Origin of the sequence: Pectobacterium hainanensis, assembly GCF_046237015.1 — a bacterium.
In the GTDB taxonomy this organism is placed as follows: domain Bacteria; phylum Pseudomonadota; class Gammaproteobacteria; order Enterobacterales; family Enterobacteriaceae; genus JBJYIN01.
This window is the reverse complement of record NZ_JBJYIN010000014.1, coordinates 39,103-52,026: the sequence shown is the minus strand read 5'-3', so window position 1 is coordinate 52,026 and position 12,924 is coordinate 39,103. Positions and strand designations below refer to the sequence as shown.

The following is a 12,924-nucleotide window of genomic DNA, read 5'->3' as shown; positions in this document are numbered from 1 at the left end:
CCATCCTGTCCTTATCATCAGGCCGTTATCACAATGTAAAATTGGCCTGACCAAAAAGCCAATTAGTCTCCAAATTGGTATTGAGTATAACACGAAGCCAGGAACCATCGTCCATGGAAAGCATTCAGTGAATAGCAAATTCCGCTACTGGCAACACATTCAGATAACGGACTGTACAGAAAGCATGAATGGTTTTTATACTGCAAATCGCCCAATCCCGTTAGCTTTAGCGAAAAGGATAACAACGACGGATGTTACAACGTTCATCAATGGCAGCATCGTTTTTTCCACCGACGATCCCAAGCAAGGTAGCCAACCTTATTCTCCATCTCATCGTCGCGCTTTGTCTGCTATTGATCGCCGCGTGCAGTGGGAAAGAACGGAATATCACCCCGCTCGGACAATCCTCATTTGCGAGTTACCAGCAGGAAACCACCCGCTGGGTCACACAGCATCGAACCTTCCAGACAAATGATAAAAAGATGGAATTAGTCTGGAATACACCACAGGAAATGCGTCCAACCGGCTCGCCAACCAAAGGGATCTTGTTGGTTCATGGGCTGGGGGATTCTCCTGGTTCCTTCTCCGATATTATGCCCAGACTGGCCGCCCAAGGTTTTCTGGTCAGAACGGTCCTGTTGCCTGGTCACGGCACTCGACCGGCTGACATGTTGCACATCACCGTTGATGATTGGCGTAGTGTCGTCGCGGAGCAGTCTGCGATTCTCAGTAAAGAAGTGAATGATGTTTATCTGGGAGGGTTCTCAACCGGTGGTAATCTGGTGCTGGAGTACGCATTGCGGCATCCAGAAATCAAAGGACTGGTGCTCTTTTCCCCCGCATTCAAATCCAACGAAAAATACGATTTTCTGACGCCGCTGCTGTCAGTTTTCACCGATTGGCTATTAAAACCTCGCCCCGGCTACCCCGAACAATTAGCCACGCGCTATATGGTGGTTCCGACCAATGGGTTCGCACAGTTCTATTATTCCAGCCGTGCGGTTCGGACACAGTTAGCGGATAAAACCTACGATAAACCGGTATTGATGGTGTTAACCGAACATGACTCAGTGCTGGACAGCGCTTATCTCTTCGAACTATTCGACAAAAAATTCACGCACTCACGCAGTCGGCTCATTTGGTATGGCAATCCGCCGATCCCGGCTTACTCCTCACGCGTCCTCGTTCGCCGCGATCGCCTGCCCGAATGGCGTATCAGTCAGTTTTCGCACATGTCGATCCTGTTTTCGCCGGAAAATAAAGCCTATGGACCAGCCGGTGCAGTGGTCATTTGCGCCAATGGGCAGGCCAATGCCACCCCACAGCAGTGTCAGGACAGGAATGCGCTGTGGTATTCAGATTGGGGCTATCAGGAGAAAGATAAAACCCACATACGCCTGACGTTCAACCCCTATTTCGACTGGCAAACCCAGGTCATGAACAATGTGTTAGCCGATAACTAACCCATTACTGCATGCCGTGTCATCATTCGGTCATTAACATCGTCTATGTTATCGCCAGAATAATCTGCCATTCAAGAGACCCACGACAGTCATGGCTGCTTCATGCGTTCAACCAAGCATCTGGGCTCGGCCCACGGCGCAGGATCTTTGTGTTTCGACACCAGACGTATCGCCAGATACCGATAATGCCACCGTATTACAACTTTTCGGCAAAAACAAAGAATTAGTCAGCCTGCCCGTTGTAGAAAATGGTCGCCCTTTCGGACTGATTAATCGTCACATTTTCATGTCGCAAATGTCTCGTCCCTTTTATCGTGAACTCTACGATAAAAAAAGCTGCATCGCGTTTATGGATAAAAATCCATTGATCATTGATGCCGCTGCATCGCTGAACAACGTGGCAGACCAAACGGTCATGACTGGAGATAAGTCACTGACGGATGGCTTTATCATCACTCAGAATGGCCGCTATATCGGCATCGGTTTAGGGATTGATCTAATCAAAGCGGTGTCTGCCATGCATGAGCAGCAACACCAGCAAATTATGCAAAGCATTGAATATGCCCGCGTCATCCAGGAAGCGATGCTGACGACCTCACGACAGGCAATGTCTCAATCGCTCGCAGACTGGTGTCTGACATGGGAACCTCGCGATTGTGTTGGCGGCGATTGTTACTATTTCAAAACCTATCAGCATGGCTGGCTCGCGGTTATCGCGGACTGTACCGGGCACGGCGTTCCCGGTGCCTTTATGACGTTGATTTTATCCTCTGCGTTAGAACAGGCATTAACCCAGCACGGCCCTGAAACCCCGGCACGACTCCTACAGGCAATCAATCAGCACATCAAAGATACGCTGGGACAGCGGGATGAAGCCCATCTGACCTCGTCATCCAACGATGGGTGCGATGCGATCGTGCTATTTTGCGATGTCACCCAAAATACGCTCACCTGGGCCAATGCTCATATGGTGGCTTTTGTCATCGCACCGCATACCGGGCAACTTAGCGTACTCGATACAGACCGGATGGGAGTCGGCTATACCGATACGCCATACCAGTATGAGTGGCAAAATCACCAGATCAAACTCAACGATGGAGATCTCGTCTTTACCGCTACCGACGGGCTGACGGATCAAATCGGCGGTGAACGACGCATCATGTTCGGTAAGCGCCGTTTACAGGAATGCATACAGCGCCATCGCTCGCTCCCCATGCAAACACTTGCCAATCAGTTGTTACAAGAACATCAGAGATACCAAGGCCATCAGGTAAGAAGAGACGATCTGACCTTTTGGGGGTTCCGCTATTCGTCGACATTCGCATAATCAGGTAAAGCGAAATCATGCAAGAGACTAAATACGCCGAGTTATTCGACGCGACATGTCGACAAGATATAACCCTATATTATGTAGGGTATTTTTCACAAAGCATTATCAGCTCATTAGCGGAGACAGTGCGATTACAGCTTGAGAGAAAGCAGGTTCCCGCAGGTATTCGTCGGAAACTCTTCTCAGCCTTTATTGAAATGGGGCAGAACATTACCCGCTATTCTGCTACTAATTTAACCGTTGTTGATCAAGCGACCGTTATTGGTCAAGCAAATGAAGTACGCCACGGTTCTGTCTGTATCGGTTACGAGAATGGAAAATATTTCTTACTCTCCGCTAATCAGGTCCACCCTGACGATATTGAAAAACTACGTGTACGGCTCGAACCCCTGCGTTGTATGACAATTGATGAGATCAGGCTCGCCTATAAAGCTTCCCTACGCGACGAAACGCCGTCCTGGAGCAAAGGCGCCGATATCGGGTTATTGACTGTCGCACGCGATGCCAGTGAGCCACTTCAGTTCACCTTTCGAGCGGATTCATCAACGGGACTGTCTACGTTTTATCTGAAGGCGATTATTTGAAATGACAAATATAACCACCATGGATAATCTCCATATCGCAGGCACCCCCTGCACCCCGGTCGTAGATTTCAACTTTGATATCCACTGCCTTTCTTTATCGGGGGAATCTTATCCCGAAAATGCGGCTGCATTTTATCGTCCCCTGATTGCACACACCGAAACTTATCTCAGTCTGTTGCTCACAGAAAAACACACCGCTAACCATTCTCATCCGATAAACATTGAGATACATGTCTCGTTGGTTTATTTCAATAGCTCCAGCACCAAAATGTTATTCAGCCTGTTCAACGTCTTGAATCAAGCGGCTGAGCAGGGACTTTCCGTAACCCTGTATTGGTATTACGACATGGATGACGATATCGCCGCAGAATTCGGTGAAGAACTACACATTGACTTTCCGGCACTCACCTTCCACAACCAAATTCTGGAGTAAAAACCATGAGCACCTTTGAGCTATTTACACCGGAATATGACATCTTGCTTGCCGCACGCAACGTGGCTAATCAACAGAATATGCCCGCAGACGTTTATCGGGATTCGCTGTTGGCGCTCACCGAACATTACCAACGGCTCGTCAGAGAATCCCACCGCTTAATTTCCCGCAGCGACCGCGCCGAAAAAGAATTAAATCAGCTGAATAACCAATTACACAAACTGGCTACCGAGTTGGAATACAAAGCGACACACGACCCGCTGACCAACGTCTATAATCGCGGTGCCATTATCGAACGCATCAATCAGACATTGGCACATCGTCAGGCAGCATTAATCGTGCTGGATATTGATAATTTCAAACGCATTAATGACGCCTATGGTCATCCTAAGGGTGACCGCGTCATCTGCGAACTGATGTTGCGGGTACAAAACGTGTTAAAAGATACGGGTAGCATCGGCAGAGTCGGTGGGGAAGAATTTACTATCCTGCTGGATGACGTCACGTTGCAGCAGGCGGTGATCACCGCCAACAACATTCATCGTGATCTCAATAAAACACCGCTGGCCGTTTTATCTCAACAACAGGTTACCGCAAGCTTTGGTGTGAGTTGGGCTCCGGCGAATACCGACTTCGATACACTCTACGGCGCAGCGGATATCGCGTTATATCGAGCAAAGAGCCAAGGTCGAAACCGGGTTGAATATCATTAGCGCTCATGCCATAACGTGATCCATCATAATAGGATTCACCACACGACGGCGAGCTCACGACCATGCGATTTGATCCCACCGATCTGCGTTTATTTTTAAATGTCCAGAAAGCTGGCAGTATCACAGGCGGTGCCTCTGCCTCCCACCTGACACTGCAATCGGCCAGTGAGCGTATCCGTGGCATGGAAGACGAACTCGGCGTCCCGTTATTATTGCGTGCAAAAAACGGCGTAACGCTAACGGAAGCCGGATTTTCGTTGGCTCATCATGCCCATGTGATCCTGCATCAAATCGAGCTGATGCGTAGCGAATTACATCAATATGGCAAAGGACTACGCGGCCACATTCCACTACTCTGTAACGCGTCTGCCCTGAGTGAATACCTGCCAGCACTAGTAGGAACATACCTGAACGCACACCCGATGATATCGATCGACGTTAATGAAAAACCCAGCCGCGATATTGTTACCGCCATTAAAAACCAAATGGCCGATATAGGTATCGTCGCGGATTCTATCGCGTTAAACGGTCTGGAAACCAGACCGTTTCGTCAGGATGAGTTAGTGGTCGTCGTGCCACTCGGAAGCCACTGGGGAAATCATGACATCGTGGCGTTTGAAACGCTCACTGAGGCTGAATTTATTGGATTGAATAGCCATTCAGCATTACAGGAACACATTGATGAACACGCCAGACAGTTGGGAAAACGCCTGAACTACCGTGTTCGATTAGCCAGTTTCGATGCAATGATTCAAGTCATCCACAGCGGGATCGGGATAGGTATCTTGCCAAAACATGCCGCCTTACGCCTGATGACGTCGCTCAACGTCCGTTGCCTCAGCCTGTCCGACACATGGGCTAAAAGAAATCTGGTTATTTGTGCTCGTGAATTTTCGACCCTTCCCGGCTATTGTCAGGCATTCGTCGAGTTTATTACCTCGTCATCCGAGCCCGGTGATTAAACGCTCGCCCCGATAAACATATATCCGCCCAGTGCAATCAAGCCGATAAAAAATCCACGCCGAAAAGCCATCTCGCTAATGAGATGCCGTACACGTTGACCAATCACCATCCCCAGAATGGCAGGAATCAATGCGAAAAAGGATAACCCAAGATCGATACCCGCCAGCCCGATACCTTGCGCCAGCTGTACGGCCAGCCCAACCGTAGAAACGGTAAACGCCAATCCCAACGACTGCACTAAATCATTTTTACTTAACCCCAGACATTGCAGATAAGGGACCGCAGGGATGACAAACACACCGGTCGCCGCAGTAATCGCACCGGTTATGTAGCCAACGAGTGGCGATAGCCACATTTCATGCCCACCTGGCTGGGGTAATCGTTTTGCCAAAAGCCCCCAGATGCCATAAATCGCTAAAATCAATCCCAATGCCATACCTGTCCAGGACGACGAAGACGTCAGCGACGGCAGTCCTCCCCAGAGCGTGCCAACAATAATGCCCACAAATAGCGTCCAGAAACGCTTCACCAGCATAAAAAAGGCAGGGCCGCAGATAAGTTGCCAAATGTTGGTAATTAACGAAGGAATGATTAAGACGCTGGCCGCCGCTGAGGCAGGCATGGTTAGCGTCAATAAGCCCATCGCAATGGTCGGTAGCCCAAGACCAATGATTCCTTTAACCATACCCGCCAGCAAAAAAACAATAATGATGGTCGTCACGTCGTTATCCTGAATGTCATGCATAACAATATGATGATATTCAAGTTATTATCATGGCGTGTCGATCTGGATTTCCCTGAGTCAGGCTAAGGCAGAGCCGTTGTGTTCACCGGAGAGAAAGACTGCCGCTGGACGCGGCAGTCTGGTAGCAAGAGGTTTTCTATTCCTGTTATCTTGAACAGAAACGCATTTCTTTCATCAATACCCTATCGGGCTCGTCCCACCGCTTCCCCCAACTGCCACACGGCCATCGCATAGTGTGTACTGTGGTTATAGCGAGTGATGACATAAAAGTTAGGCAATCCATACCAGTATTGGTATCCGCTGCCTACATCAAGGCGTAACAAACTGGCTTCTTCATACCCACCTAGCGTACTTTGGGGAGTTAACCCCGCAGCCTGTAACGTGGAAATGGAATAGCGTGTTTTGAAACCGTTCTCCAGCCCAGGCGCTTGCCCACTGGCAGGAACCGCGACCAATCCCCCTTTGGTCCAGCCGTGCATCTTGAAATAATGCGCAACGCTGCCAATAGCATCAACCGGATCCCACAGGTTTACATGACCATTTCCGTCAAAATCCACGGCGTAGTCTTTGAACGAAGACGGCATGAACTGACCGTACCCCATCGCCCCCGCATACGAACCGCGTAGGCTCAGCGGATCGTTACCTTCGGCGCGAGCCATCAACAAAAAGGTTTCCAATTCACCCGTAAAATATTCAGCACGGCGCGGATAGCTAAAAGATAACGTCGCCAGCGCATCAATGATGCGGGTTTTCCCCATCACTCTGCCCCAGCGGGTTTCTACACCAATGATGCCGACAATAATTTCGGGAGGTACACCATAGGTTTCCCAGGCTCGTTGCAACGCATCCTGGTATTGGTTCCAGAAAACCACACCATTTTGGACATTATCAGGGGTAATAAATTGATTACGGTAGCGCGTCCAGGCGCCATTAGGCAGGGATGGCGGACGAGGCAACGTTGTCGCTGGCGCAGGAGCTTGTTTATCCATCAAGCGAATAACCCAGTCAAGACGCTTGGCCTGAGCCAGCACATCATGTAATTGCTGACGGTCAAAACCGTGCGTTTTCACCATTTTATCAACAAAGCGTGCCGTCTCTGGATTAAAAGCAAAATCGCCCTCTTGCAAGTGGCCCGCATGTGCGGGTTCAAGCAAAAAACCACCGCTAGTGACAGCAGGATTCTGTGATACTTCAGGCGGGGGCGTCGGCTTACTGCCACAAGCGGAAAGCAAGACAAGCAGTGGAAAAAAAGTCGCCAAATGACGCATCAGATATCCGTATAACCAAGTAAGAAAAGAATAACGGCAATGGTAAAACATTGCCTAACGTGAAAAAACCGGAATATGCGTTTATTGATGCGCCATGTTCAAATTGACGTCAGAAACGCCTTTATCAGCTTTTCTTCACAAATTCAGATTTCAGCTTCATCGCGCCAAAACCATCAATTTTGCAGTCAATGTTATGGTCGCCTTCAACCAAACGAATACCTTTCACTCGGGTTCCTATTTTCAGTGAGGAGGAACTGCCCTTTACTTTCAGATCCTTAATCACCGTAACGGTATCGCCATCAGCCAACAAATTACCGTTAGCATCTTTGACTATCAGCCCTTCTTCCTGAGCCGTTTCATCGCCGCCGATAGCCCATTCGTGACCACATTCAGGGCAGTTAAGCAATTCGCCTTCCTGCCAGGTGTATTCGGAACTGCATTTGGGACAATTCGGTAATGCCTGCATCAGTAAACTCCTGAAAAAATCATGATAAAAACAATAAAAATCATAATGTAATAACCATATAGTCACTATTTTACCTTTTTATCATCCTTTTTAATAGTGATGTGGGTTTTATGACATTTTTAATCCGGTTCACCGGTAGCCAAACACCTATACCCAAGCCGGAGAAAATCACTGTTACCATTAAAATTTGTAGTGCTCTTTACTCAGGCCATACTTCTTCATTCTGAGGTAGAGTTTTTTACGCGGGATTTGCAAGTACTCGGCCACTTCATTGATACGCCCTTGATGGATATTGAGCGCTTCCGTAATAATTTGCCGTTCCACCTCGTCTACCCGCTGATCGAGCGGGGTTGATTCACCGACATACATCTGCGGATTCGCCGTTTCCGCTAGCGGCAACACACCAACGGCAAAAAGCTCCGCCGCATTCGCCAGTTCACGGACATTATTCGGCCACACCCGACGCATTATCCCCTTCAGCACATCATTCTTAACTTCCGGAACCGGATGGTTCAACCGCTGACAGGCTTTATGCAAATAGTGATGGAACAGCGGCTCGATATCATCAGGCCGCTGAGACAAAGGCTGACAGGCGATTTGGGTCATGGCGAAGCAGTAATAAAGCTCTGCCACTATCTGATTGGTGGCTGCCAATTCCACTAGCGAAGCGTTGCCAATGCCAATTAAACGAAATGGGCGTCGATCCAGACTCTGCAACTGAACCAGGTGATGGTGCTGTTCGCGGGTTAGCTTTTCGAGATGGCTTAATACTAACGTCCCGCCCTGCGCCAGGGTGATAAATTCATTCAGTTTTTGAGCGTTATCGAGCGTCAGCTCGCGGTAAATAAAAGGACCGTCCGCGTTACGCCCGAACTGGTGCAAATAACGCGCGCCCATCATGCGCCCGGTGCCGGGTTCACCATAAAACCAGACGGCGATATCCGTTTCAGCCAGTTGCTGTAGGCGCTGACGATACTGATGAGTCCATTCGCTGTGCCCGATCAGTTCAATCTGCAATGTCTGCTGGCAATATTGGCGACGCGCAATCACCGATTGTCTCTGGCGCAGCGCCATCTCAACCAGAGAGAGTAATTTTCCAGGGTCTACGGGCTTTTGTAAGAAATCCCAGGCACCTTTCTTCACTGCCTCCACCGCCATTGGCACGTCGCCATGTCCGGTAATGAGTAAAATCGGCAGTTGGTCGTCATCCTGATGAAACAGCGTCATCAGATCGATACCGGAACAACCCGGCATGCAAACATCGCTCAGCACGATACCGGGCCAGTCCTTCTTTACCCACTCTCTGGCATCAAAGGGGTTATTGCACACACAGACGCGGTATCCCGCTTGCTCAAGCAACTGTGTATAGGCATCAAGCACATCTGCATCGTCATCAATCAGCAGAATCGAACATTCATTACTCAACATCTTTCACATCCACTAAATTGAATTGCAGCACCACGCAAGCATTTCGCGTCAACGTTGATGCCAGGCGTAATTCCCCGCCAATTTGCGTCATCAGCGAAACGCAAATTGAAAGACCAATGCCAAGTCCGACATCTTTACTGGTCGTAAATGGCTTCAACAGTGATGGGAGCAAAGCCACCGGCCATCCGGGGCCGTTGTCAGCGATCAATACGCACAATATGCCGCCCTGAATTTGCCAGCTCACCCCTATTTTTGCCGCATGAGGTTTGGCATCAAGTGCGTTCGCCAGCACGTTAACCAGCACCTGCTGGATCCGCACTTCATCACCGCTGACCCAAATGGTTTCGTCAGGCAGCAATAGTGTGCTCTGCTGGGGTTTATGGCGCATAGCCAGCAACTCCCACGCAGCCATCAATGTCTGGCGCAAATCAACCGGATGCAGCGGCGTTTCCAATTCGGCACGACGAGTAAACTGACGCAGCGAGCGGATAATGGCATCAATACGGTTAATCAGCCCTTCCGCTTTGGTTAAGGTCGTTCTCGCCTGTTCAGGCTGGCCCTGTTTGATGGCTCGTCCTGCGGTAAACAGATACATCGACAGCGCATTCAGCGGCTGATTGATCTCATGTGCCAGCGTCGTCATCGTCTGCCCCACTACCGCCAGCTTTGCCGTCTGAATCAACTCATCCTGCATGGCCCGCAGATCGGCCTCAACCGCTTTACGTTCGGCGATCTCCTGTTCAAGCTGTTGCTTTTGCTCATTAATCTGCTCCAAAGTATGGCGAAGCAGATCGGCTATCCGCCCCAGTTCATCCTGTCCATAAACCGGGATATTGGCATCCATTCGGCCTAAACCAATCTGTACCACGGCCTGATTCAGCACGGTAAAGCGCTTCACCAACCGTGAGCGGATAAAATAATGGTTTAACCCCCACGCCAGCAACAAAGCCAACAACGTCGCCACCAGAATTAACCCACCGCTGACGCGAACAATCTGTTCCATACGCTGATTAAACATCTGCATTTGTTGGTGGCTGCTGCCAAGTTGCGCCTCAAGCAACGTTCTGAACCGCCCCAGCGTCACTTCCTTGGTGCGGTTGGCATCCACTAATGCTTGTTGCGCGGCGACATAATCACGCATGGTGTCCGGCATCTTATTGTTCATCATCCCCATATCCAACAGCTCATCAATGGTTTGTCGCAGGGTGATCGTGCTCGGCCAGTTATCCAGCTCACGGATATTTTCATCCGCCGTTTTCTTCAGATTTTCAAGGTAACGGATATGCGTCTCAAGCAACATGCCGTCATCATTACCAGACTTCAATTCATTCAGTCTGTCGCGAAAATCGTCAACGATTTGATTCTCAATGCGAGCGAGCGTGTAAACCTGCTGCTGCTCGCTCTGTACTTCACGGGAACGTTTCAGATATTGCGCCGTATCACCTTGCCGGGATTCAATCTGATCCAACAGTGCCCCTTGCTGCCAGGTAAAATCCTGTACCAGAGAATTGAGCTCGGTAGTGAAATCATCATGCAGCCAGTCAATACGAGCCGACAACTCACTCACATTTTCGCGCACCAGAAAGAGGTTATAGAGCACACGATCCAGTTCCGACAACAGCGCACGACTGTCCTGGAGAATCACCATCGATTGCTGGCGTTCTAATGGCGATAATCCCTGACTGAGACGTTCGATCTTATCCAGATGCTGGATAATTTGCTTGCGAAGCTGTAGCCGCACTGTCGTGTTTGGTGCCAGCGAAAACTCATTCAGTTGATCCACCACCAGATTGAGATTCCCTTCAATCAAAAAAGCAGAATGGATGCGGGGGAAATATTCATCCAGCGAATAGCGTATCTGTGAGCTTTGTTCATACCACGAGTAGAGACTCACGCTGCTGACAATCAGCGTCAGCAGCGCTCCCATTAAAAAGGCCCCTCGCAGACTGCTGCTAATGCTAATTTGCCGCAGACGCTGCAACATTGACCCGCCCTTCATTTCAACTCTTCCAGTTTATTGATCGCCTGACGTTGATTGTTGAGGAACCAGAGTTGCCACTCCATCATCTGCTGTTCCGCAAAGCTTTTATTATCAAACTGCGCCAGCCAGGCTTCATCTTCACTGCTTGCCGGAGCAACCGGTACGCGAGTTAAGAGCGCGCGAATCTCGGGTAAAGGACGTTTCAGTCGAGCCTCTGCGCTATGCAACGCACGCCAGGCATCCTTCAACTGGGCAAGACGAAAGCTGATCGCGGTATCGAACATCCGCTGCACCAGACGTTGCCTCTTCAGGATCAGACGATAATTTAACGGCGATTGATTCATCAGAACCGCCTGTTGTGCCGCTCGCGGATGATCGACCGCCAGCGGCGTCACTGGATATTTCCCCGTATTGGCGTCGGCGAGGATCCGTTGCCCCTCCTGACTCAGCAGATAACGAATAAAACGACGCGCCTCGCTGGCACGCGGGCTGTTTTTCAGTATCGCCACATAGGTGGGTGATACAGCTGACTGTGGGAAATAGGTAAAGACCAGATGAGGATCGTTCAGTAACAAATTGGCATAGTTATCAATCACCGGACCTGCCACGCCCAGTCCGCTTTTAATCTTATCCGCCACGCCAAAACTGCGTGATGAAATTGTCACGAGGTTTCCCGCACTCGCCAATAGCGTTTCCCATCCTTGCTTCCAGCCTTTTTGCTGTAGCAGCGACTCCACCATTAAATGGTTGGTATCTGAGCGTGATGGGCTGCTCATCAATAGCGCCCCCTGATATCTGGGCTGAGTCAGATCATCCCAATCCGTTGGTTGTGGAAGATGTCTTGCTGCCAGCGCAGAGCGGTTGATCAGCAAGCCAAAACCGGATATCGCCACGGCGACAGAGGTTGAACGGATGGATTCTGGCACCAGACGTTGGCTCACCGACGGCGCGCCGTCAAAAGGCGCCAGTTTCTGATGTTCCTGAAGATGTTGAAGTAACATCGGGGACGAAGTGAGTATCAGATCGACGTTTTCCGCATTCGCCGTCTCAAGCAACTGTTCCAGTGAGGCGCTGGTACGGTTGAGCGTACGAATCATCACCGACCCTGGCTCTGTCTGCCAGCGCTGGATAATCCATGCCGTGGCACTGGGTGAAAACGTCGTGGCCATCACTAGTTCATTGCTTTGTGCTGCACAAGGCCGGAACGATGCAGCCAACAGCAGTAAAGAGAACGTTTTACTAAGAATTCCGCCCCGGCGAAGAAACATGTTTGTGATCCTACTCATAAATATTCATTTGTCGCAAAAATAGCGTTGAGACAAAACTTACCCATTTATCCCCGTCACACTTCAAATTGCTTGTGCGTTGGCAATACTCAGTTCATGTCTGCGCCTCGCCCTAAAGGGACACCCCAGAGCGTTGGTCAAAACGCTCACGGTTTGTCACGCTACTCGAATGATTTTAATTAACTGACAGAAAGAGACTGTTACAGAAATATCTGCCCGCACATCCGAAAATAGCAATAAAGATTACCAAATAATGAAGATAGA

Annotated in this window: 12 protein-coding genes; 6 read left to right on the top strand and 6 right to left on the bottom strand. The window is 49.7% G+C overall.

Going from position 1 to position 12,924, the window contains the following annotated elements; genetic code table 11:
• Positions 1-251 precede the first annotated feature (251 nt).
• The 6 genes from ACKPVM_RS14585 to ACKPVM_RS14560 all read left to right on the top strand — a co-directional run bounded on the left by ACKPVM_RS14585 (position 252) and on the right by ACKPVM_RS14560 (position 5,485).
• A complete protein-coding gene (locus ACKPVM_RS14585) occupies positions 252-1,463 on the top strand; it encodes an alpha/beta fold hydrolase (RefSeq protein WP_409310081.1) in 1,212 nt (403 codons plus the stop codon).
• Positions 1,464-1,554: 91 nt separating this feature from the next.
• On the top strand, positions 1,555-2,790 hold the full coding sequence (locus ACKPVM_RS14580) for a SpoIIE family protein phosphatase (protein WP_409310079.1): 1,236 nt from the start codon (positions 1,555-1,557) through the stop codon (positions 2,788-2,790).
• A gap of 17 nt (positions 2,791-2,807) precedes the next feature.
• The gene (locus ACKPVM_RS14575) at positions 2,808-3,377 is read left to right on the top strand and encodes a SiaB family protein kinase (protein ID WP_409310077.1); all 570 of its coding nucleotides are present in this window, start codon (positions 2,808-2,810) and stop codon (positions 3,375-3,377) included.
• A gap of 1 nt (position 3,378) precedes the next feature.
• Positions 3,379-3,810: a DUF1987 domain-containing protein gene (locus tag ACKPVM_RS14570; protein ID WP_409310075.1), complete on the top strand. Its 432-nt coding sequence runs from the start codon at positions 3,379-3,381 to the stop codon at positions 3,808-3,810.
• A gap of 5 nt (positions 3,811-3,815) precedes the next feature.
• On the top strand, positions 3,816-4,523 hold the full coding sequence (locus ACKPVM_RS14565) for a GGDEF domain-containing protein (RefSeq protein WP_409310073.1): 708 nt from the start codon (positions 3,816-3,818) through the stop codon (positions 4,521-4,523).
• A gap of 62 nt (positions 4,524-4,585) precedes the next feature.
• Positions 4,586-5,485 carry a LysR family transcriptional regulator gene (locus ACKPVM_RS14560; protein ID WP_409310071.1) on the top strand — a complete coding sequence of 300 codons (900 nt, stop codon included), beginning with the start codon at positions 4,586-4,588 and terminating at the stop codon, positions 5,483-5,485.
• On the opposite strand, the gene ACKPVM_RS14555 is transcribed toward ACKPVM_RS14560, so the two are convergent.
• From ACKPVM_RS14555 to pgtC, 6 genes are all read right to left on the bottom strand, one after another.
• Entirely contained in the window at positions 5,482-6,207 is a 726-nt protein-coding gene (locus ACKPVM_RS14555) for a sulfite exporter TauE/SafE family protein (RefSeq protein WP_409310069.1), read from the bottom strand. The genes ACKPVM_RS14560 and ACKPVM_RS14555 overlap by 4 nt on opposite strands.
• A gap of 206 nt (positions 6,208-6,413) precedes the next feature.
• Positions 6,414-7,499: a lytic murein transglycosylase B gene (mltB, locus tag ACKPVM_RS14550; protein ID WP_409310067.1), complete on the bottom strand. Its 1,086-nt coding sequence runs from the start codon at positions 7,497-7,499 to the stop codon at positions 6,414-6,416.
• A gap of 124 nt (positions 7,500-7,623) precedes the next feature.
• Positions 7,624-7,965, bottom strand: a complete 342-nt coding sequence (locus tag ACKPVM_RS14545; RefSeq protein ID WP_409310066.1) for a zinc ribbon domain-containing protein YjdM — start codon at positions 7,963-7,965, stop codon at positions 7,624-7,626.
• Positions 7,966-8,145: 180 nt separating this feature from the next.
• A complete protein-coding gene (pgtA, locus tag ACKPVM_RS14540; RefSeq protein ID WP_409310065.1) occupies positions 8,146-9,393 on the bottom strand; it encodes a two-component system response regulator PgtA in 1,248 nt (415 codons plus the stop codon).
• A complete protein-coding gene (gene pgtB / locus ACKPVM_RS14535; RefSeq protein WP_409310063.1) occupies positions 9,383-11,377 on the bottom strand; it encodes a two-component system sensor histidine kinase PgtB in 1,995 nt (664 codons plus the stop codon). Before pgtB ends, pgtA begins: the two co-directional genes overlap by 11 nt.
• A gap of 11 nt (positions 11,378-11,388) precedes the next feature.
• On the bottom strand, positions 11,389-12,642 hold the full coding sequence (pgtC, locus tag ACKPVM_RS14530) for a phosphoglycerate transport regulator PgtC (RefSeq protein ID WP_409310061.1): 1,254 nt from the start codon (positions 12,640-12,642) through the stop codon (positions 11,389-11,391).
• Between the last annotated feature and the right edge of the window lie 282 nt (positions 12,643-12,924).

Coding starts and splice junctions, on each gene's coding strand:
- ACKPVM_RS14585 (WP_409310081.1), top strand. CDS start 252: ATGTTACAACGTTCATCAATGGCAGCATCGTTTTTTCCACCGACGATC.
- ACKPVM_RS14580 (WP_409310079.1), top strand. CDS start 1,555: ATGGCTGCTTCATGCGTTCAACCAAGCATCTGGGCTCGGCCCACGGCG.
- ACKPVM_RS14575 (WP_409310077.1), top strand. CDS start 2,808: ATGCAAGAGACTAAATACGCCGAGTTATTCGACGCGACATGTCGACAA.
- ACKPVM_RS14570 (WP_409310075.1), top strand. CDS start 3,379: ATGACAAATATAACCACCATGGATAATCTCCATATCGCAGGCACCCCC.
- ACKPVM_RS14565 (WP_409310073.1), top strand. CDS start 3,816: ATGAGCACCTTTGAGCTATTTACACCGGAATATGACATCTTGCTTGCC.
- ACKPVM_RS14560 (WP_409310071.1), top strand. CDS start 4,586: ATGCGATTTGATCCCACCGATCTGCGTTTATTTTTAAATGTCCAGAAA.
- mltB (WP_409310067.1), bottom strand. CDS start 7,499: ATGCGTCATTTGGCGACTTTTTTTCCACTGCTTGTCTTGCTTTCCGCT.
- ACKPVM_RS14545 (WP_409310066.1), bottom strand. CDS start 7,965: ATGCAGGCATTACCGAATTGTCCCAAATGCAGTTCCGAATACACCTGG.
- pgtA (WP_409310065.1), bottom strand. CDS start 9,393: ATGTTGAGTAATGAATGTTCGATTCTGCTGATTGATGACGATGCAGAT.
- pgtB (WP_409310063.1), bottom strand. CDS start 11,377: ATGTTGCAGCGTCTGCGGCAAATTAGCATTAGCAGCAGTCTGCGAGGG.
- pgtC (WP_409310061.1), bottom strand. CDS start 12,642: ATGTTTCTTCGCCGGGGCGGAATTCTTAGTAAAACGTTCTCTTTACTG.